At 57.5% G+C, this 19,655-nt stretch carries 20 protein-coding genes and 2 tRNA genes; 1 reads left to right on the plus strand and 21 read right to left on the minus strand.

Features of this window, described 5'->3' with window-relative positions:
• Positions 1-35: 35 nt before the first annotated feature.
• Positions 36-1,162, plus strand: a protein-coding gene (locus MQE22_RS10790; protein WP_483190451.1) for an IS3 family transposase whose coding sequence is annotated in 2 segments (ribosomal slippage) — positions 36-302 and positions 305-1,162 — 1,125 coding nt in all. Because the reading frame shifts where the segments join, the coding sequence is not laid out codon by codon here.
• A 25-nt stretch (positions 1,163-1,187) separates the two neighbouring features.
• Here MQE22_RS10790 and MQE22_RS10795 read toward each other — a convergent pair.
• The 21 genes from MQE22_RS10795 to nuoH all read right to left on the minus strand — a co-directional run bounded on the left by MQE22_RS10795 (position 1,188) and on the right by nuoH (position 19,649).
• A complete protein-coding gene (locus MQE22_RS10795) occupies positions 1,188-1,781 on the minus strand; it encodes an OprD family outer membrane porin (protein WP_255789733.1) in 594 nt (197 codons plus the stop codon).
• Positions 1,782-2,122: 341 nt separating this feature from the next.
• A complete protein-coding gene (locus MQE22_RS10800) occupies positions 2,123-2,674 on the minus strand; it encodes an OmpA family protein (protein WP_215873012.1) in 552 nt (183 codons plus the stop codon).
• Between the two features lie 68 nt (positions 2,675-2,742).
• On the minus strand, positions 2,743-3,936 hold the full coding sequence (locus MQE22_RS10805) for an outer membrane beta-barrel protein (protein ID WP_215873013.1): 1,194 nt from the start codon (positions 3,934-3,936) through the stop codon (positions 2,743-2,745).
• 549 nt (positions 3,937-4,485) lie between these two features.
• A tRNA-Pro gene (locus tag MQE22_RS10810) sits at positions 4,486-4,562 on the minus strand.
• Between the two features lie 35 nt (positions 4,563-4,597).
• Positions 4,598-5,041: a MerR family transcriptional regulator gene (locus MQE22_RS10815; protein ID WP_226827390.1), complete on the minus strand. Its 444-nt coding sequence runs from the start codon at positions 5,039-5,041 to the stop codon at positions 4,598-4,600.
• Complete coding sequence (locus MQE22_RS10820) at positions 5,019-5,315, minus strand: integration host factor subunit alpha (RefSeq protein WP_215871613.1); 297 nt, start codon at positions 5,313-5,315, stop codon at positions 5,019-5,021. Before MQE22_RS10820 ends, MQE22_RS10815 begins: the two co-directional genes overlap by 23 nt.
• A gap of 9 nt (positions 5,316-5,324) precedes the next feature.
• Positions 5,325-7,685, minus strand: coding sequence for a phenylalanine--tRNA ligase subunit beta (pheT, locus tag MQE22_RS10825; protein ID WP_255789734.1), 2,361 nt, complete (start codon positions 7,683-7,685; stop codon positions 5,325-5,327).
• An 8-nt stretch (positions 7,686-7,693) separates the two neighbouring features.
• Positions 7,694-8,722, minus strand: coding sequence for a phenylalanine--tRNA ligase subunit alpha (gene pheS, locus MQE22_RS10830; RefSeq protein ID WP_215871615.1), 1,029 nt, complete (start codon positions 8,720-8,722; stop codon positions 7,694-7,696).
• Positions 8,723-8,739: 17 nt separating this feature from the next.
• Positions 8,740-9,102, minus strand: a complete 363-nt coding sequence (rplT, locus tag MQE22_RS10835) for a 50S ribosomal protein L20 (protein ID WP_215871616.1) — start codon at positions 9,100-9,102, stop codon at positions 8,740-8,742.
• Between the two features lie 18 nt (positions 9,103-9,120).
• The gene (gene rpmI / locus MQE22_RS10840; RefSeq protein ID WP_215871617.1) at positions 9,121-9,318 is read right to left on the minus strand and encodes a 50S ribosomal protein L35; all 198 of its coding nucleotides are present in this window, start codon (positions 9,316-9,318) and stop codon (positions 9,121-9,123) included.
• A gap of 10 nt (positions 9,319-9,328) precedes the next feature.
• Entirely contained in the window at positions 9,329-9,847 is a 519-nt protein-coding gene (infC, locus tag MQE22_RS10845) for a translation initiation factor IF-3 (RefSeq protein ID WP_255790297.1), read from the minus strand.
• Positions 9,848-9,862: 15 nt separating this feature from the next.
• The gene (gene thrS, locus MQE22_RS10850; RefSeq protein WP_215871618.1) at positions 9,863-11,794 is read right to left on the minus strand and encodes a threonine--tRNA ligase; all 1,932 of its coding nucleotides are present in this window, start codon (positions 11,792-11,794) and stop codon (positions 9,863-9,865) included.
• A gap of 52 nt (positions 11,795-11,846) precedes the next feature.
• Positions 11,847-11,921 (minus strand) — tRNA-Val (locus tag MQE22_RS10855).
• A gap of 36 nt (positions 11,922-11,957) precedes the next feature.
• The gene (locus MQE22_RS10860; RefSeq protein WP_215871619.1) at positions 11,958-12,272 is read right to left on the minus strand and encodes a DUF2818 family protein; all 315 of its coding nucleotides are present in this window, start codon (positions 12,270-12,272) and stop codon (positions 11,958-11,960) included.
• Positions 12,272-13,717, minus strand: a complete 1,446-nt coding sequence (gene nuoN / locus MQE22_RS10865; protein WP_215871620.1) for an NADH-quinone oxidoreductase subunit NuoN — start codon at positions 13,715-13,717, stop codon at positions 12,272-12,274. The genes MQE22_RS10860 and nuoN overlap by 1 nt, the downstream gene beginning before the upstream one ends.
• Before the next feature lie 9 nt (positions 13,718-13,726).
• Positions 13,727-15,214 (minus strand): NADH-quinone oxidoreductase subunit M, encoded by a 1,488-nt coding sequence (locus MQE22_RS10870; RefSeq protein WP_215871621.1) that lies wholly within the window; start codon positions 15,212-15,214, stop codon positions 13,727-13,729.
• Between the two features lie 3 nt (positions 15,215-15,217).
• Positions 15,218-17,200, minus strand: a complete 1,983-nt coding sequence (gene nuoL, locus MQE22_RS10875) for an NADH-quinone oxidoreductase subunit L (RefSeq protein ID WP_215871622.1) — start codon at positions 17,198-17,200, stop codon at positions 15,218-15,220.
• A 1-nt stretch (position 17,201) separates the two neighbouring features.
• Positions 17,202-17,507, minus strand: coding sequence for an NADH-quinone oxidoreductase subunit NuoK (nuoK, locus tag MQE22_RS10880; RefSeq protein ID WP_215871623.1), 306 nt, complete (start codon positions 17,505-17,507; stop codon positions 17,202-17,204).
• On the minus strand, positions 17,504-18,103 hold the full coding sequence (locus tag MQE22_RS10885; protein ID WP_226827394.1) for an NADH-quinone oxidoreductase subunit J: 600 nt from the start codon (positions 18,101-18,103) through the stop codon (positions 17,504-17,506). Before MQE22_RS10885 ends, nuoK begins: the two co-directional genes overlap by 4 nt.
• An 18-nt stretch (positions 18,104-18,121) precedes the next feature.
• Complete coding sequence (gene nuoI / locus MQE22_RS10890) at positions 18,122-18,613, minus strand: NADH-quinone oxidoreductase subunit NuoI (RefSeq protein WP_215871624.1); 492 nt, start codon at positions 18,611-18,613, stop codon at positions 18,122-18,124.
• Positions 18,614-18,623: 10 nt separating this feature from the next.
• On the minus strand, positions 18,624-19,649 hold the full coding sequence (gene nuoH / locus MQE22_RS10895) for an NADH-quinone oxidoreductase subunit NuoH (protein WP_215871625.1): 1,026 nt from the start codon (positions 19,647-19,649) through the stop codon (positions 18,624-18,626).
• Positions 19,650-19,655: the final 6 nt, after the last annotated feature.

Here is a 19,655-nt window from a genome sequence, read left to right on the forward strand (position 1 = left end):
GGTTAAGCTCTGGGCTTCAGGAAAGGAGTCGAGGGATGAAGGGAAAACGCAAGCAGTACAAGCCGGAATTCAAGGCGCAGGTAGCCCTGGCGGCTTTGCAGGGCGATAAGACGATGGCCGAGCTGGCTCAAGAATTTAGGGTACATCCCACCATGATCAATGCCTGGCGCCGGCAGCTGGTGGAGCATGCGGCCACGGCCTTTGAACGGGGAAAGTCCCAGACCGAGGAGCCCATGGACGTGCAGGCTTTGTATCGGAAGATCGGACAGCTGGAGATGGAACGCGATTTTTTAGCCTCCAGGCCCGGTCTCATGCCCCGGATCGGGAAAGGCGCCAAATGATCGACCGGGCCCAAACCTCAGTTTCTGTGCAACGGCAATGCGCTCTTTTGGGCGTGCCCCGCAGTACGGTCTATTACCGCGCGCATCCTCGGCCGATGGGCGACGGGCTGTTGCGGGCGATCGATCGCCTCTACACCGCCTTTCCATTCATGGGTAGGCGGCAGATCCATCGGATGCTGAAAGCGGAGAATGTCGTGGTCAACCGCAAAACGGTACACCGGGCCATGCGTATCCTCGACATTGCCGCGGTGGCGCCCGGACCACACACCAGCAAGCCCCACCCCCAGCACCCAAAATATCCTTATCTGTTGCGTGGCGTGACGGTGGACCGTCCCCACCAGGTCTGGTCCGCGGATGTGACCTATCTGCCCATGGCACGAGGATTTCAATACCTCGTAGCCGTAGTGGACTGGTTCAGTCGTAAGGTGTTGTCCTGGCGGGTTTCCAACAGTCTTGATGCGGGTTTCTGCGTAGAGGCCCTGAAAGAGGCCATACGCCGCTATGGCACCCCCGAGATCTTCAACACGGATCAGGGCGCTCAGTTCACCGCGGAGTCCTTCCTCTCTGTACTCCGCCAGCACGGCATTCGAATCAGTATGGACGGCAAAGGCCGGGCCCTAGATAACGTCTTTGTCGAACGGCTTTGGCGCACCGTCAAATACGAGCACGTCTACCTACGGCCAGCAGAAACTGGAACCGAGCTGAAAGCTGGCCTCAGGACCTACTTCGACTGGTATAATGCCGAAAGACCGCACTCCTCTCTGGGAGACAGAACACCCGATGTGGTCTATGCAGAAGGTTTACAAAGGCTGGTGGCCTGACCCGCCATGGAAACAGGTTCAGAGCTTAATCACTCCAGCAGGCTGTCCAATCCAGGGGGACCACCTCATAGAGATTATCGCGATAGTAATTATCGGAGGTCCGGCTCTTCCAGCGGAAGATGCGCATGCCCTCGATCTTCAAGCCCGGCAAAGGCTGTAGCTCGGCAAAAACACCCTGGAAGGTCTGGGGCAGCATGCGGGAGTCTCGCGGTCCCATCCACGGGGTATTGATGACCTGATTGCCGACCCGGATGAGCAGACGCTTGGGCATCTGATACTGCAAATAGGCCTGCCCCAAGGCATTGATGGATGGCGCAATACCCATCAGGGTGGTATCCACGTTTTTGCCGTCGCTGCCGTGGGTCCCCAGGCTATTGGCGGTAAAAAAACTCGCCCCAGCGCTGAAACCGTCGAGACTCCCGGTCCGGGCATTGAGAATACCGCCCAGACTGTAGGCATCCTCGTTTGCCTTTGTCGGCGCACCGTACAGTTTGCTGAAGTAATAGGAGCGAATGTCCCCACTCACCGAACCATTCCGGATGATCTGCGCCAGGGTATCGGCGTGACCATACAGCGGTAGCAGGGCTAGGGCGGAACATAGAAGATGGCGATTGCGCATGGTCGGCGGTCCACAAATATTTTCTTGGGACCTGCATCATAGCGCAGCAATGTGACAGTTTTATGAACTTTTCATGACACTATTGTGACGTCTTTCCTGATTGAAGCATCTATCGAAGAATTTCACCCCAGGATTTTCCGAGCGCCAAAGGGGAATGGGGGTGGGTGTTACTACCGGTGGATAGCGGAAGAGGGATAGTGCAACCAATACAGACAGGAAGGCGTTTCCGTGCGCAAAGCTTTGCGGCTTTAGAACCGATGCCTCGCCTGGACAATTAGCAGAACGGGCAAAAAAAAGAGCCCGACATGCAGAGATGCAGGGCCCGGTCCACAGTGGTGTAGCTACTTGACGGTGGTTTTCACCATGATGCTGGAATTGATCTCCACTCGCTGGTTCGCAAAGCGCCCCGCTGGCGTTGCGTTGGACGCGATGGGGTCTTCGTAGGAGTGGCCGGTTACCGACATTTTGCTGGGCGACACCCCATGTTTCGCCAAATAGGCGGCCACACTTGCGGCGCGGGCCTTCGATAACTTGTAATTGTAGGCATAACTGCCGGTCTTGCTGCAGTATCCGTTCACATGAAGCACCGCCTCAGGATGCTTCTTCGAAAAATCCGCCACCTCATCCAGGGTACGGATGTCCCGGGACATCAATTTTGCTGAGTTGGTCTGGAAATTGATGCCGGTGATGGTAATCGGTTTACTTTCCAGCACAGTGCGTTCCACAGGAGCGATCGGTGCCGGTGGCGGCGGCGGAGGTGGCATAACAGACGCTACTGGCGCGACAGGGGCTGGTCCGGCTGGACAAGGCGTAACTTCATACAAGCCGCAACCGGAAAGCGCTACCGCTCCTCCCAGCAGCATCAGCTTGGTAAACTGTGTGGAATATTTCATAGAGGTCTCCTGCATTCAGAATGAGATTTGGGACCGCACGAATGAAACCGCGAGTGTGATATACCTGCTCAAAACATGAAGCCCGTCTCGACCATGCCGCGCAATTGGTTGGTATTGGGAAGCTGCGGATATGCTCCCGAAAATCCCAATCCTGCGGGAGTAGATGCGGTCACATACGACAATTCCGCACGCGCGAAGAAAGCTCCATCCTGATAGGTTGGGGTCAGGGTAATCGACCAGGCGTGAGAATCGGCAGGCAAATCGGTCAGCGTTGACGCAATACTGCCGGTGTTCAAACCGACGCCCAGTGGTCCACCGACGTGGAGGTATTCGACCCGAGCACCCAAAGATACCGTATTGGTAAAGCTGTAATCTGCCAGCACGGCGCCACCGTAGTTGTCAAAGGAGTGCGGAATACCCAGGCGCTGCGACTCGGGTGTATGCATGTACTGGAAGTAGGGCTCGATCATCCAAGGACCCGAGCTGAACTCATATTCTACACCGTAAATCTGGCTCTCGTTACCGATAGGGCTGTAGGCAGTGTCGTTAGCAATCGTTCGTGACTTGCCCAGCGTCCCTTGAGCATAGACACTCAGCGTGTTGGCGCTATTGATCGCGTAACTCAGCAGTCCACTGACGACGTTATATCGATTGGAGAAGTAGCCATCATTCCAGGAAATCGAGGCGCTCAGAGGGCCTGCACTGCCATTGAACTGCACGCCACGACTGATGATCGGCTCCATATCCCAGAGCAATCCCCGTTCAATGTTGATGTTTTGGTAGGTGAATCCACTCTCCGCACCGATCAGGGTCGGCAATTGCCCAATTTCGACGGAATAATCAGACGAAGGCGCAACCTTCAAATAGGCCACCGGAAGGGCCCCAAATTCCTGGATATTGCTGGAGGCGGAAGGAATGGCTGCGGCCAGTGTGGGGAAGCTATAGGCGCCCGCTTGCAGGTAAAACTGGATCGGACCATTTTCTTTCTGAATGATCACCATACCATTGGTGACACCCGCGCCAACCCGTTTAGCACCCAAAGTTCCTGGAGCGCCCTGGGGATTGTCCTGGTAGAAGGCCATGCCACTGGCAATCCCTTGCGCGTCCAATTGCCCCAGAGGGCCGGCGCAAAAGGTCAGGGGACTGGGCAGTGACAAAGGGCTGGCGAGTGCCAAGCCGCTTGCCATAGGCAAAGCCAAGAATAGGGCGGAGATAGCCGCCAACTGTGGAGTACGGAGATGGCTTGAGCGATCGTGCGACATAGGGATTCCTTTGGTTGGCATTGAATACATCTGTTGCGACAAAGCAAAGTTCGTACCCAAACAACCCATACGCCAGATCTTGCAGTAAGATAAGGCGAAAACAATGCATTGATAGAAATTATCGAGAGCATACGTTTCCAGATTTGCGCATAGATGTAATGCGTATAGCTGTAATTCGGTGCAGATGATGCACTATAACAGTGCATGCACGAATATGGTCCCTGGACGTTGGCTCAGATCTGGCAGGCTCCTACCTCAGGGTTCCCTGGCCCTGGCCGCAGTAATCCGTTGTCTCCAACCCGGAGCATTTCCAAGCCGAGCTATAGCCCGCCAGCGAAGTCCGCTTCCAAAGTACTATTGGACCATCTTGAGGCTGATTTACGAGACACATTCCGGAGAATGCTTGCGCCACCGGCAAGAATAGCTGTATGAGTTGACGTTGATCAGTCGACTTACGCTTCGCTTTTCCGATGCATGTATGGACAGCTGGCCCACCAGAATGGTGGCCGAAAGGGAAAATGTTACTATCGTTGACCATTATAGGCAAATTGGTCGGGGCGAGAGGATTTGAACCTCCGACCACCTGAACCCCATTCAGGTGCGCTACCAGGCTGCGCTACGCCCCGCGAGTTGCACAGAGTACGCAGATTCTTCGCAGCGGTCAATCGCTGCGCACGCAGAGGTTCCGTAGCAGCTCCAGCTCCCGCCGCAAAGTCTGGAGGCGCTGCCGCCAATGCTGCGGAGAGCACTCGCGGGCATCGTCTTCCACCTCGATATCCAAGACGAGCTGCGGAGAATGACCATCGTTGCGCACTGCTTGGCCAATCCTCTCGCGCGCGCCGTGGATGGTAAAACCCTCTCCGTATAGGAGGGAGCGAATCTGCCGCACCAGGAGTAGATCATGTTTTTGGTAGTAGCGGCGATTGCCCCGTCGCTTCAGGGGACGGAGCTGAGGAAATTCCTGCTCCCAATAGCGCAGCACATGCGCTTTGACCCCGCAGAGCGTCGCTGCCTCACTGATGGAAAAATACTGTTTTTCCGGGATTTCAGGCAGCGCCGGCAGGGTCTTAGCTAGTTTGGACCTACTCCCTGGCTCCATCGCCATTTACATACGCCTTGAGCTTCTGGCTGGGATGAAAGGTCACCACGCGCCGTGCGGTAATGGTGATTTCGATGCCCGTCTTCGGATTGCGGCCCGGACGCGGATTCTTTTCACGCAGGGAAAAATTACCAAAACCTGAGAGTTTAACCTCTTCCCCTTTCGCCAAGGTCTCGCGGATACCCTCAAAAAAGGACTCCGTGACACTTTTGGCCTCGCGCTTGTTGAGACCCATGGTCGAAAAGAGCATGTCGACGATTTCTGCTTTTGTTACTGCCATTTTTCACCTCTAGTTGCGCAACGCAATGGGAGCGACCTGTTGCAGCGCACGCAAAAGCCGATCCACTTCTTCCTGTACCTGTGCTTCTGTCAGAGTGCTCGTTTGCCCCTGAAACTGCAAACGTATCCCCAAACCAACCTGCCCTTCCGGGAGGTTTTTGCCAATATACCTGTCAAACACGGACACTTCCTGCAATATAGACGATTCCGCCGCAGCCAAAACTGCCAGAACATCGCCCGCAGTCAAGTTCTCGGGCACCAACAAGGCGAGGTCGCGGCGCACTGAAGGAAATGGAGACAACGGCTGAAAACGCGGCAACTCTGATGCTTCCAACAATATTTCGAGATCCAGGGCAAAGAGCCAAACGGACTCCGCAAAATCATAGCGCTCTGCAAGCTGGGGATGCAGGGCGCCAAGGCGTCCTACCGCACGCTCGCCCCAGAAAATCTCGGCACTTTGCCCGGGGTGCAAGGCTGGGTCGGCAACCTTGGCAAAACGGAAGCGGCGCTGCGGCCAGAGTCCGAGCACGGCCTCGACGTCACCCTTGAGATCGAAGAAATCACTGGCTCGGGCTTTCTCCAGCCAGGACTCTGCCTTGGCTGCACCCAACAACGCACCGGCTATTTGCAGGCGCTGCGTCTGATCCGTAAAGACTCGCCCGATCTCAAAGAAGCGCTGGCGATCCTGCTGCCGGTTGCGATTGAAGTGTAAGGTCTGCAAAAGTCCCGGCCAGATTCCCGCACGCATGACGGCCATATCGGCGGAAATGGGGTTCTGCAGCACCGGAGACCCTATTCCAGGGTAGAACTGCGCCTGCAGTTCTGGAGCAATGAAGCTATAGCTGATGATCTCGCTGTATCCACGGGCACTGAGCAAAGCCATCAAGGCACGCCGATGCCTACCTGTGCTCCGCAAAGGACGAAGGATGGCTTGCGGTCGCCGGGTTGGCAGATGTTCATAGCCTGTCAGGCGACCGAGCTCTTCGATGAGATCCGCCTCGATGCGCAGGTCGTAGCGATGGCTGGGGGGCAGTACCAGATGATCCTCGCCCTCGCTGCGGAGCCCGCAGCCCAAAGCCTGGAGCTGCTGGACCACCGTCTCTGCGGCGATCACCGTACCCAAGACCCGAGCAATGCGCTGTGGCCGCAGGCGAATTTCCGACAACCTGGGTTCTGTGCCCAGCGCCGTCGCCCCCGCCGCACAGCGCACGTCGCACTGCTCGACCAGCGCAAGGGCCGCCGGCAGCGCCAGGCGAAAGTCCACACCCCGCTCATAGCGTTGCGCCGCTTCGGTCTGCAATCCCAAGCGACGGGCACGCCCCTGCACGGCGCGCGCCGCAAAATACGCCGCCTCCAACAATACCGAGCGAGTGCTGGCGGATACAGCTGTACGACGCCCGCCGATGATCCCCGCCAGGGCCACGGGGCCAGCCGCATCGGCGATCACCAGCATGTCATCGTCGAGAGGAAGATCACGGCCGTCGAGGGCATCGAGTATTTCTCCCGAGCGCGCCCAACGCACCTCGATCCCCCCCTGAATTTTTTCGGCATCAAAGGCATGCATGGGCTGTCCTAGCGCCAGCATCCACACATTCAGCCAATCTACCATAGGCGCAATACTTTTTTGCCCGCCACGCCGCAGGCGTTCACGCCAACGGTCTGGCAGGCGCTGCGGCAGCGTGTCTAGCTGCAATGCAGAATAGCTGCCACAGGCGTCCCGAGCCGCATCGCTGATGCGTATCGGCAAGGAATTCGCCAACTGCGCGCTGCCCGCGTGGGGCGTCCAGGAAGCGACCGGCAAGGTCGGTGCTAGGAAACGACCGGCACACCGCGCCGCCAGATCCCGCGCTACCCCAAGAATTGAGAAGGCATCGCCCCGATTCGGGGTGATGCCCAGGGTAAAGACCGGATCATCGAGACGCAGGTAAGCGCGCAGGTCCATACCAACCGGGGCATCAGCATCCAGTTCAAGAATGCCACTGCTGCCATCGTCAATGCCCAACTCTACAGCCGAGCAGAGCATCCCTGACGAGCGCACACCGCGTAGTTCGGCCTCAGCAATCTCCATGTGCGGGAGCGTTGCACCGGGTAGCGCCGCGGCAACCCGCATTCCCTGCCGCAGATTGGCTGCGCCACAGACAATCTGGCTGCTGCTCCCAGCACCAACATCGACTTCCGCTACTCGCAGCTTGTCAGCGGCAGGATGCGCCCAGACGCGCTGCACGTGACCCACCAGCACTCCGGAAAAGTCCGGGGCCGCGTCCTCCACCGCCTCGACCTCAAGGCCAATCATGCTGAGGATATCGGCCAGCTCTGCCGCCGAGCGCTCGGTGTCGAGATAGTCCCGCATCCACTCCAATGCAACGCGCATGACGTACCCTAGACAAACTCGCGCAAAAAGCGCAAGTCGTTTTCGAAGAAGAGGCGCAGGTCGTTAATGCCATAGCGCAGCATGGTTAATCGTTCCACTCCCAGACCAAAGGCAAAGCCCGTGAAGCGTTCCTGATCCACATCTACCGCCGTCAGCACCGCTGGATGCACCATGCCGCAGCCAAGAACCTCCAGCCAGCCCGTATCCTTGCAGACCCGGCATCCTTTCCCGTGACAGATGACACAACCCACATCCACCTCGGCCGAGGGTTCGGTAAAGGGAAAATAAGAGGGGCGAAATCGTACCGGCAAAGCGCCGTTGTCAAAGAATTCCTGCAGGAAGTCGGCCAACAGACCGCGCAGGTCAGCAAAACTCGCGCCCTCATCCAGATAGAGGCCCTCCACCTGATGGAACATCGGTGTATGGGTAATGTCCGAGTCACGTCGATAAACCCGTCCCGTCGCAATCATCCGCAAAGGCGGCTGATGCGTCTCCAGATAACGAATTTGTACCGGCGAGGTATGGGTTCGCAGTACCCGTCCGTCCTGGAGATAAAAGGTATCATGCATCGCCCGCGCCGGGTGGTCTTCGGGAATGTTGAGGGCGGTGAAATTGTGAAAGTCGTCTTCGAGTTCCGGCCCATCGGCAACCTCAAAACCGAGACGAGAAAAATAGTCTTCAATCCAGTTCAGGGTCTGGCGTACCGGATGCAGAGAGCCCCGCCCGGCATCACGACCGGGCAGGCTGACATCCACGGATTCGCTTGCCAAACGTTGCTGCAGCAGCTCATTTTCCAGTTGCGCTCGCCGCTGCTCCAGCAGCTGTTGGATCGCCTCTTTCTGCGCGTTGAGCTCCGCTCCACGCGCTCGCCGCTGCTCCGGATCCAGGGCTCCCAAGCCCTGCATTGCCCGGGTCAGGTAACCCTTTTTCCCGAGCCACTGTACGCGTAGCTGCTCCAGCTCGGCGAGCTGCTGAACCTTGGCGATGGCTTCCGCCACCTCCGCGCCAGAGGCCGGGGACACTGCATTTTCCACCATAGCCTCCTTGCGCAGACTCAAGCAGCGTCTTGCTGACCCTTCGCGACAGCAACGAGGCGAGAGAACGCTGCCTTGTCCCGCACAGCGAGATCGGCCAGGACCTTACGATCCAGACTCACACCAGCCCGCTGCAACCCGTTGATGAAGCGGCTGTAGCTCAAACCCTCGGAACGCGCCGCAGCATTGATACGCACGATCCACAGACTACGGAAATCGCGCTTCTTGGTGCGGCGATCGCGATAGGCGTAGACCAAAGCCTTCATCACCGCCTGATTGGCGATACGGAAATTGCTCTTGCGCTGGCCACGGAAGCCCTTGGCGCGCGCCAGAACCTTCTTGTGGCGGGCGTGGGCGGTAACGCCCCGTTTTACTCTTGGCATCTGGGTACTCCTTTTGACTCAGACGTAGGGCAGCATACGCCGCAATGCGGCCTGCTCACTGCCAGACGTTACCAGGGTGTGGCGCAGATGACGCTTGCGCTTGGTACTTTTTTTGGTGAGGATGTGATTCAAGAACGCCTGCCGGTGCTTGAATTTCCCCGAGCCGGTGCGCTTGAAACGCTTGGCGGCCCCGCGATTGGTCTTCATCTTCGGCATCTTGCCTCTCCTATTTCTTCTTGGGGGCGATGACCATGACCATCTGCCGCCCTTCCATACGTGGCCGCTGCTCGACCACACCCATTTCCTGCAAATCTGCTTCCACCCGGTTGAGCAATTCCATACCCAATTCCGGGTGACTCATTTCTCGCCCGCGAAACCGCAGGGTAACCTTTGCTCGATCACCATCCTCAAGAAAGCGGATGATGTTGCGGAGCTTGATCTGGTAATCGGCATCGTCCGTGCGCGGTCGAAACTTGATCTCCTTGACCTGGCTCTGTTTCTGCTTCTTGCGCGCCTCGTGCTGCCGCTTGCTTTCCTGAAAGCGAAACTTTCCGTAATCCATGACCCGACAGACCGGGGGGACGGCCTGCGGGGCGATCTCTACAAGATCAAGATCCGCCTCTTCGGCAGCGGCAAGAGCCTCATGCAAGGGAACGATACCCAACTGCTCTCCCTCGTCCCCAATCAACCGAACCTTTGCCGCAAGAATTTCCCGATTGATGCGGATCTCTTTTTCCGTCGCGATTGCCCTACCCTCCCCCTAGGCCAGTTCCAAGGCCTGCTGCCGTCGTGTATCCAAGCGTTGCAAAGTCTTCCCCAACATTTCCAGCGGGATGGCGCCAAGATCCTTGCCATTCCGATCCCGCAGGCTGACCGTACCCTCGCTCTTTTCCCGCTCGCCGACGATAGCCATGAATGGCACCCGCCGCAAAGTGTGGGCGCGTATTTTATAGCCGATCTTCTCGCTTCTCAAGTCCGATTCTACGCGCAGGCCTTGCGCGTGCAATTGACTGGTCACATGCTCGGCATAGTCGCTGTGCTGCTCGCTGATCGGCGCCACCACTACCTGCGTTGGCGCCAGCCAGAAGGGAAATTTGCCCTCGTAATGCTCGATGAGCACACCAAAAAACCGTTCGACCGAACCCAAGATGGCGCGGTGGATCATGATCGGCACCTGCCGGCTACTGTCCTCCGCGACATATTCCATACCAAAGCGCTCGGGCAGATTGAAGTCGAGCTGAATGGTACTGCATTGCCACTTGCGGCCGATCGCGTCTTCGATCTTGAGGTCGATCTTGGGGCCATAGAAGGCGCCGCCACCGGCGTCGATCTGGTAATCGAGACCGGCCCGCTGCAACGCAGCTTCCAGCGCCTTGGTAGCGCTTTCCCAAATCTCGTCGCTACCGACGGAACCCTCTGGCCGCGTCGAGAGATTGATCTCGTAGCGATCGAAGCCAAAAGTGCCAAGAATGCGCTGAGTCAATGCCAGCACCCCGGCGATCTCCGCCTCGATCTGATCCGGCCGACAAAAGATATGCGCGTCATCCTGGGTAAAACCGCGTACCCGCATCAGGCCGTGCAGGGCTCCCGACATTTCGTGGCGATATACGGTCCCGAGCTCCGCCCAACGGATTGGTAATTCGCGATAGGAGCGTAGCTTGCTCTTGTATACCAGGATATGGAAAGGACAGTTCATCGGTTTGAGCTGATACGGCTGACCCTCGTCCTCCATGGGCTGGAACATGGACTCGGCGTAAAAGTCCTTGTGCCCAGAGGTATACCAGAGATCCTCATGCGCAATGTGGGGGGTAAAGAGAAGTTCGTAGCCAGCATCGATATGCGCGGCACGCCAGAAATCCTCGATCACCCGCCGCACCCGCGATCCCTGTGGGTGCCAGAAGACCAGGCCACCGCCGGCATCTTCCTGAATCGAGAAGAGCTCGAGTTCGGTTCCAATCTTGCGATGATCGCGACGTTCGGCCTCAGCTTGCTGCAACAAAAAGGCATCGAGATCTTTCTGCGTTGCCCAGGCGGTCCCGTAAATCCGCTGCAGCATCGGATTACGCGAGTCGCCGCGCCAGTAGGCACCCGCCACACTGCGCAGCGCAAACGCGCCGAGCATTCCGGTGCGCGGCACATGCGGACCGCGGCAGAGATCAACGAAATCCCCTTGATGATAGAGACTCAGCTCCTCTCCCGCGGGAATGTCCTGGATGATCTGGACCTTGTATTCCTCACCCATGGCGTGGAAGCGCTCGATTGCCGCGTCACGACCGACGACTTCCCGTCGCACCGGCAGATCGGCCTGCACCAGCTCCCGCATTTTGGCACTGATGGCCTCCAGATCTTCCGGCGTAAACGGTTTGGGTGCGGCAAAATCGTAATAGAAGCCGTTGTCAATCACCGGACCGATGGTTACCTGCACATCGGGAGACAGTTCCTTGACCGCCTGTGCCAGGAGATGCGCGGTGGAGTGCCGGAGAATCTCCAGCCCCTCCGGGCTGTCTTTGGTGACGATACTCACCTCGGCATCGTGGTCGATAGGAGTACCGAGATCACAGAGGCGCCCATCAACACGCAACGCCAGCGCTGCCTTGGCCAGACCAGCGCCAATGTCGCGCGCCAGTTCCGCGCCCGTCAGCGGCGCTGCAAAGGAACGTATAGAACCATCCGGCAGACGGATCTCGGGCATATCCTCTCCAAAGAAAAAGCACCAGTGAGCCAGGCCCCTCTGGTGCGGGTGTTGGTAGGCACGGGCGGTTTCGAACCGCCGACCTCTACCGTGTCAAGGTAGCGCTCTCCCCCTGAGCTACGCGCCTAAGTCGGGCAAAAGTATCAGTGTTTGCCGGGACTCGTCAAGATCGGCGCAGCATCGGCACGATATTGAAGCGCCAGATAAAACCGGGAATGGCGAAAACCGCAAACATGCACAGGGCAATCACATAAAATTCCCAGCCCTGCCCATGATTATGACCATCGAGCAGGCGCTCTACGCCCATACCGATGAGTCCCATGATCAGGCACATGACAAACCACTCGCCAAGGTACCAGGGCAAGGTCTTCACCGGATTGCGACTGCCAAAGACAAAACGCTTTCCACTCAGCCAGGGCAGATTCGCGGCGATAAACGCTACCAGGATGTAGATCATCGCCCATTGTTGCAAGGCCATTAGAGCACTCCCTGTAAGGCATGATAACAGAACGCCACCAAGGCGCCTGGAACAATGCCGAGAATCAGCAGGGCAAGACTGTTGACAGTAAGCACAGAAGCCGCCAACGGATCATCGGCACCATACGCCAGATCTTCCGCCGGTGCATCGAACAATGCAACCTTGAGCACCCGCAGATAGTAGAACGCGCCCACCACCGCCATCAGCACACCAAACACCGCCAGCCAGATGAAATGGGCCTCGATGAGCGCCTGGAAGACCGCAAGCTTGGCGTAAAAACCAATGGTCGGCGGTACGCCGGCAAGAGAGAACATGATGATCAGCAACAGGAAGGCTGCCCAGGGACGGGTACGGACCAGACCCCGGAGATCACTGATCTCTTCGGCTTCGAAGCCTTCGCGGCTGAGATAGACGATCAGACCGAAGGCCGCGGTTGCCATAAAGGCATAGACGACCGCATAGAAGAAGGCGCTGGCCAAGCCATTCTGCGTACCGGCGACGATACCCAAGGCGAGAAAGCCCATGTTGCCCACCGTCGAATACGCCAGCATGCGCTTGAGGTTGGTCTGGGCAATGGCAACCACATTGCCGATCACCAGCGAGACGACCACCAACGCAACGAAAAGCTGCCGCCAGATCTCGATGCTGCCATAGCCGCCGTCCACCAGGATACGCAGAAACAGGGCAAAGATTGCAATCTTGGGAACGGAAGACATAAACAGGGTGACTGGCGTTGGCGCGCCCTGATAGGCATCCGGTAACCACATGTGGAAGGGTGCCGCACCGAATTTGAAGGCGATTCCCGCCACCAGAAAGACCACCGCGAGCATCAACAGATAGTTGGCACTGCCCACATTGACCAGGGCAATGGCAATCTGGTGCAAATCCAGGGTTCCCGTGAGGCCATAGAGCAACGACATGCCGTAGAGCAACAGGGCCGAGGCCAACGCGCCAAGAATGAAATATTTCAGTCCCGCCTCCGTTGCGCGCAGATTGCCGCGTTGAAAAGCGACCAGGGCATATTGACTGAGGGCAAGCAGCTCCAGCCCCAGATACAGGATCAGCAGGTTGGCCCCAGAGATGAGGATCAACGCCCCTAGCAAGGCAAAGAGCAATAGTACGAAGACCTCCCCGCGATACAAGGACCGACGCAGGAGATACTTGCGCGAATACGAAAGCACCAGCAGACTCAGCAGCTCGACGAAGAAACTGGCGATGCTGGTAAAGGGATCGAGATGGAATTGCCCGAAGAAGGCAAATCCTGTCTGGCCCATCTGCGACCAGGTCAGGGCCATAGCCGCGAGCAAGGTGAAAATACTGAGCACATAGGCGACATCACGTTGGCGCTCGCCAACAAACACGTCAACCAGCAGCACCACACAGGCCATTGCCAGAACCCAAATTTCAGGAATGGCAAAGGACCAATGAAACAGAGCGTTCTGCATGGCGCCTCCTCAACCAGGAATTTTACTGGTGGCGACCTGCTGTAAGAGATGCGCCACGGATTGATGAACGATGTCGAGGAAAGGGGCCGGCCACACACCCTGCAGCAACACAAAAACTGCCAAAGACCCAAGGACCAGAATCTCGCGGCCATTGAGGTCACTGAGGGCGGCCACCTCGGCATGGATGATGCCGCCAAAGATCACCCGCTTGAAGAGCCAGAGGGTATAGCCGGCGCCGGTAATCAGCCCGGTGGCGGCAATGATCGCCGGCCACGGATGTACCTGGTAGGTGCCCAGCACCACCATAAACTCCCCGACAAAGCCCGAGGTCCCGGGTAGACCGACATTGGCCATGGCAAAGAGCATCATCAGGCTGGCAAAAATCGGCATCACGTTAGCCACGCCACCGTAGGCCTGAATATCGCGGGTATGCATGCGGTCATAGAGCACACCCACGCACAGGAACATCGCCGCACTCACAAAACCATGCGAGAGCATCTGGATGATCGCGCCCTCTATCGCCGTCTGCGTAAAAACGAAAAAGCCGAGAGTGACAAAACCCATATGCGCGATGGAGGAGTAGGCGATCAGCTTCTTCATATCCTGCTGCACAATGGCAATCAGGGCGATATAAACAATGGCGATCAGCGATAGCACGATCATCAACCACGCGAGTTGATGGCTGGCATCCGGGGTGATCGGCAGACTCAGGCGCAAGAAACCGTAGGCACCCATTTTCAGCATGATCGCCGCCAAAATCACCGAGCCCCCCGTCGGGGCCTCGACGTGGGCGTCGGGTAGCCAGGTATGTACCGGCCACATCGGGATTTTCACCGCAAAGGCGATCAGGAAGGCGAGAAAAATCCAGATCTGCGCGTTCGCGCCCAGGGGCGTTTTCTGAAAAGCCAGCAGACTGAAGCTGTCGCCACTGTGAAAATACAGGTACAGAAAGGCCACCAGCATCAACACCGAACCGAGGAAGGTATAGAGGAAGAACTTGATGGTGGCATAGACCCGGCGTGGCCCGCCCCAGACCCCGATGATGAGGAACATGGGAATGAGCATCGCCTCCCAAAACACATAAAAGAGGATGGCATCGAGGGCACAGAAGACCCCGATCATCAACCCGTCCATGATCAGAAAAGCGGCCAGATACTGGGCAATACGCATTGAGACGTTGCGCCAGGAGGCAATCACCACCAGCACCGTCAGGAAGCTGGTGAGCAGGATGAACCAGAGCGAAATCCCATCGATACCCAGAAAATACGCAATGTGAAATGCCGGAATCCACGGGACGCGTTCGACAAACTGCATTGCTGCCGTATGGGTATCGAAGCTCGTGAATAGCGGCAAGGTAATGGCAAAGGTCAGTAGTGAGACCAACAGCGCCAGCCAGCGCGCCGGGTTGCCGCCGGCGCGATCGCCCACGGCAAGGACCAGAAAGCCACCAAGGATCGGCGCCCAGATCGCTGCGCTCAGAAGGCCAAAGGAATGCATCGATCAGCCCCTCCAGATCATGAAATAGGTCATGAAGAGGACGAGCCCAATGATCATGACGAAGGCATAGTGATAGATATAACCGGTCTGCAGGCGCCGCCAGGAAAGGGCCGCGCGCGCCACCAGCCGGGCGCTGCCATTGACCATTCCGCCGTCGATGATTGCCTCGTCCCCCCAATGCCAGAAGCGCCGACCGAGCAACAAGGCACCCTGGACGAATACCAGCTGGTTGAAGGCATCAAAGCCATATTTCTTGCGCAGAACCCAGGTGAAGGGTGCAAGCAGGCGATTCAGTGCCGCTGGTACGCCGTCATGCAGCAGGTAGAACCATGCCGCCAAAGCGATGCCGAGAATGGCCAACCAGAAGGGCCAGGACTCCAGGCCGTGGACAAGGAAGGCGCCAGTCCCCTGCCAGTGCGCCGCAATTTCTCCGATGGTATTCCACTGCGCCCGAATCTGTAGCGAGCTATCCAGAAAAGCGCCCAGGCCCACCGGGGCAATAAAGAACCAGCCCGCCAGCAAAGAGGGAATGGCCAAAGCGATCAGAGGGGCGGTAATCACCCAAGGCGATTCATGCAAATGTTCCTGAGTGTGTTCGTCCATGCGTTTCTTGCCATGGAAGACCAAGAAAAACATGCGGAAGGTATACAGCGCCGTGACCAGCGCACCCAGCACCAACAGGACATAGGCAAAGGTCGCGCCGGTCAAACTCGATTCGCCGACCGCCTCGATGATCAGGTCCTTACTGAAAAAGCCAGCAAAGGGCGGGATTCCGGAAAGCGCCAACCCGCCCACCAAAAAGGTGAGATAGGTAATGGGCATGTGCGCGCGCAGCCCCCCCATCTTGCGGATATCCTGCTCATTCTGCATGGCATGGATGACCGATCCGGCGGCCAGGAAGAGTAATGCCTTGAAGAAGGCATGGGTCATCAGGTGGAATATGGCCGCAGAAAAAGCCGACGCACCCAAGGCCGCGGTCATATAGCCCAACTGGGAAAGGGTGGAGTAGGCGATGATGCGCTTGATGTCGTTCTGTACCAGCCCAATCAGTCCCATAAACAACGCGGTAATCGCGCCAATGATCAGAATGACGCTCAGCGCCGTTGCCGACTGCTCGTAAATCGGCGACATGCGCGAGACCATGAAGATTCCGGCGGTGACCATGGTCGCGGCATGGATCAGTGCCGAGATCGGCGTCGGACCCTCCATCGACTCCGGCAGCCAGACATGCAAGGGTACTTGCGCCGATTTTCCCATGGCCCCGATAAAGAGCAGGATGGCAATCCAGGTCAGTACCGACCAGGGATGCCCAGGGATGATGGTAACGGTCTGCCCGACCAGACTGGGGACCATGGCAAAAACGGTGCGATAATCCAGGCTGCCACAGTAGTGATAGATAGCGGCGATGCCGATCAGAAAACCGAAATCGCCGACACGATTGACGAGAAAGGCCTTCAGCGAGGCCTGATTGGCGCTTTCGCGGGTAAACCAGAAACCGATCAGAAGATAGGACACCAGCCCCACCGCTTCCCAGCCAAAAAAGAGCTGCAGAAAGTTGTTGGCCATCACCAGCATCAACATGCTGAAGGTAAACAAGGCGATATAGCTGAAGAAGCGGGCATAACCCGGATCGTCATGCATATAACCAATGGTATAGACGTGCACGCAGAGGGAAACGAAGGTGACCACCACCAGCATCACCGCGGTCAGACTGTCGATATCGAAACCGATGTGTACCGGTAGATTCCCAAACACCGCCCAAGTATAGACATTGCCATAGAAGGTCTGCCCATGCAGCACCTGCAAGAGTACAAAAATGGCCAGATACAGGGCAAAGGCAACACCGGCGATGGGTGCCCAATGCGCCCTCTCCCGCAGAAACCATCCCCCTAGGCCAGCAACTAGCGAGCCCGCCAGCGGTGCCAGGGGAATGAGCAAATAGACCCAGATGGGTGGCAGGCCATGCAGCCAGTCAAAGATCCACATATCAGCCCCGTAAGTCGTCGATGTCTTCTACATTGATGCTGCGGCGATTACGGAAATAGACCACCAGGATCGCCAAGCCAATGGCCGCCTCAGCGGCCGCTACGGTAAGGACAAAAAACACAAAGATTTGTCCCTGAAGGTTCCCCAAATAACGGGAAAATGCGACAAAATTGATATTTACCGCCAACAACAAAATCTCTATCGCCATCAGCAGAATAATGACATTTTTCCGATTCAGGAAAATTCCCACGACGCCGATGGAAAACAGCAGCGCCCCCAGGATCAACCAGTGCGACAACGGGATCATGGCTTCGGCCCCCGCAGATCGACCATGCGGAGCCGTTCGCGTACGGCGACCGCGACCTGTTTGCCGACCGCCTGCGACTTGGTGTCGGGCCGTCGGCGCAAGGTCAGGGCGATCGCGGCAATGATGGCGACGAGCAGGATCACCGCAGCGATTTCAAAGGGATAGAGATAGTGGGTGTAGAGCAACTCACCGAGGGCGCGGGTGTTGTCGGCATTCGCCGGGATCGGCCCTGGTGCCGGCACCCTACCGATCGGCGCGGTCCAGAACACCGCCACCATCTCCAGCACGCCAACGATCGCAATCGCCAAACCGAGGGGCAGGTAGCGCAGAAAGCCCTCTTTGAGACGCTCCAGGTTGATATCCAGCATCATGACCACGAAGAGAAACAGCACCATCACCGCACCCACATATACCAGAATCAAAATCAGCCCGAGAAACTCCGCGCCCAGCAAAAGAAACAAAGCTGCCGCATTGAAAAAGGCGAGTACCAGATAAAGCGCCGAATAGACCGGATTGCGCGCGGTGATGACCAACAGGGCCGATACCAGCAGAATGGCCGAGAAAACATAAAAAAGGATGGTGGTGGTGAGCATCATGCGTTTTCTCGTTCTCTCCTAACGGTAGCTACTGTCCGCCTGCCGATCGCGGGCTAACTCGCCTTCCAAACGATCACCATTACCCAGCAAACGAATCTTGTCGTAGAGCAGTTCACTACGGGTCTCGGCGTGATAACTCAGCACCCGACTTTCGACAATGGAATCCACCGGGCAAGACTCCTCGCAGAGTCCGCAAAAGATACACTTGCTCAGATCGATGTCATAGCGGCTGGTGCGGCGCGTCCCGTCGCTACGCTCCTCGCTCTCGATGGTAATGGCCAGCGCAGGACAAACGGCCTCGCAGAGTTTGCAGGCAATGCAGCGCTCTTCCCCATTCTCATAGCGGCGCAGGGCATGCAGACCGCGAAAACGCGGCGACTGCGGTGTCGTTTCCTCGGGATACTGCACGGTAAACTTGCGCGCGAAAAAATAGCGTCCAGTGAGCCGCATACCGCGCAGCATTTCGAGCAGGAAAAAAGACTGGAACCAGCGTTTGACAGGATTGGCCATGACAATCTCCTCAGCGCAGGATAGCCCGCAACGGGGTCTCGAGGGCAATACCTACTACCACGATCCAAGCGATGGTAATGGGAATGAAGACCTTCCAGCCCAAACGCATGATCTGGTCATAGCGATAGCGCGGGAAAGTGGCGCGGATCCAGAGGAAGACATAGAGCAGGAAGGCGGTCTTCAACAAGAGCCAGATGAGGCCCGGCACCCAGGTGAAAGGCGCGACATTGAAGGGCGGATACCAGCCCCCGAGGAAAAGCACGGTGGTCAGGATCGAGATAAAGATCATATTGGCATATTCGGCCAGGAAGAACAGCGCAAAGCCCATCCCCGAATATTCCACATGAAACCCGGCAACGATCTCCGACTCGCCCTCCGCCACGTCGAAGGGGGCGCGGTTGGTTTCGGCCACGCCAGAGATGAAATACACCAGAAAAAAAGGAAAGAGCGGCAACCAGTACCACGACCAGAAGCCTCCACCTGCCTGCGCCTCGACGATCTTGCTCAGATTCAGTGTCTGCGCCAGCATCAACACGCCCACCAGGGCAAAGCCCATGGCAATTTCGTAGGCCACCAACTGCGCAGCTGCGCGCATCGCCCCCAAAAATGCATATTTGGAGTTCGAGGCCCAGCCGGCAATGATGATCCCGTACACCCCCAGACCGGCTATGGCCAGGACGTAGAGTAGCCCCGCGTTCATGTTGCTGATGGCCACACCTGGACCGAAGGGGACCGCCGCCCAGACCAGCATGGCGGGAACGAAAGCCAAGACCGGCGCCGCCAGAAAGAGAAAGCGGTTGGCGGTACTGGGAATCAGAACTTCCTTGAACAGCAGCTTCAGGGCGTCGGCAATCGGCTGCAGCATACCGCGAAAACCAACGCGATTCGGCCCGAGGCGAATCTGGATGTAGCCGATCACCTTGCGTTCGGCCAGGGTCAGATAGGCGACGCCGAGCAAAAGAGGGATTAGGACGATGATGATTTTGATCAAGGCCCAAACGGGTGGCCACCAGGCCGCATTGACGAGATCGTGCATCCTTCC

It is taken from the genome of Acidithiobacillus sp. YTS05 (assembly GCF_024396695.1).
Classification (GTDB): Bacteria; Pseudomonadota; Gammaproteobacteria; order Acidithiobacillales; family Acidithiobacillaceae; genus Igneacidithiobacillus; species Igneacidithiobacillus copahuensis.

Excerpts from the sequence above, each read along its gene's own strand:
- pheS (WP_215871615.1), bottom strand. The coding sequence starts at position 8,722 with ATGGTGGAAAATGCAGTGTCCCCGGCCTCTGGCGCGGAGGTGGCGGAA.
- MQE22_RS10795 (WP_255789733.1), bottom strand. The coding sequence starts at position 1,781 with ATGCGCAATCGCCATCTTCTATGTTCCGCCCTAGCCCTGCTACCGCTG.
- MQE22_RS10885 (WP_226827394.1), bottom strand. The coding sequence starts at position 18,103 with ATGATGCTCACCACCACCATCCTTTTTTATGTTTTCTCGGCCATTCTG.
- nuoN (WP_215871620.1), bottom strand. The coding sequence starts at position 13,717 with ATGCAGAACGCTCTGTTTCATTGGTCCTTTGCCATTCCTGAAATTTGG.
- nuoH (WP_215871625.1), bottom strand. The coding sequence starts at position 19,649 with ATGCACGATCTCGTCAATGCGGCCTGGTGGCCACCCGTTTGGGCCTTG.
- nuoL (WP_215871622.1), bottom strand. The coding sequence starts at position 17,200 with ATGTGGATCTTTGACTGGCTGCATGGCCTGCCACCCATCTGGGTCTAT.
- rpmI (WP_215871617.1), bottom strand. The coding sequence starts at position 9,318 with ATGCCGAAGATGAAGACCAATCGCGGGGCCGCCAAGCGTTTCAAGCGC.
- MQE22_RS10870 (WP_215871621.1), bottom strand. The coding sequence starts at position 15,214 with ATGCATTCCTTTGGCCTTCTGAGCGCAGCGATCTGGGCGCCGATCCTT.
- nuoK (WP_215871623.1), bottom strand. The coding sequence starts at position 17,507 with ATGATCCCGTTGTCGCACTGGTTGATCCTGGGGGCGCTGCTGTTTTCC.
- MQE22_RS10820 (WP_215871613.1), bottom strand. The coding sequence starts at position 5,315 with ATGGCAGTAACAAAAGCAGAAATCGTCGACATGCTCTTTTCGACCATG.
- MQE22_RS10800 (WP_215873012.1), bottom strand. The coding sequence starts at position 2,674 with ATGAAATATTCCACACAGTTTACCAAGCTGATGCTGCTGGGAGGAGCG.
- nuoI (WP_215871624.1), bottom strand. The coding sequence starts at position 18,613 with ATGGCCAATCCTGTCAAACGCTGGTTCCAGTCTTTTTTCCTGCTCGAA.
- MQE22_RS10805 (WP_215873013.1), bottom strand. The coding sequence starts at position 3,936 with ATGTCGCACGATCGCTCAAGCCATCTCCGTACTCCACAGTTGGCGGCT.
- rplT (WP_215871616.1), bottom strand. The coding sequence starts at position 9,102 with ATGCCAAGAGTAAAACGGGGCGTTACCGCCCACGCCCGCCACAAGAAG.
- pheT (WP_255789734.1), bottom strand. The coding sequence starts at position 7,685 with ATGCGCGTTGCATTGGAGTGGATGCGGGACTATCTCGACACCGAGCGC.
- MQE22_RS10860 (WP_215871619.1), bottom strand. The coding sequence starts at position 12,272 with ATGGCCTTGCAACAATGGGCGATGATCTACATCCTGGTAGCGTTTATC.
- MQE22_RS10815 (WP_226827390.1), bottom strand. The coding sequence starts at position 5,041 with ATGGCGATGGAGCCAGGGAGTAGGTCCAAACTAGCTAAGACCCTGCCG.
- thrS (WP_215871618.1), bottom strand. The coding sequence starts at position 11,794 with ATGCCCGAGATCCGTCTGCCGGATGGTTCTATACGTTCCTTTGCAGCG.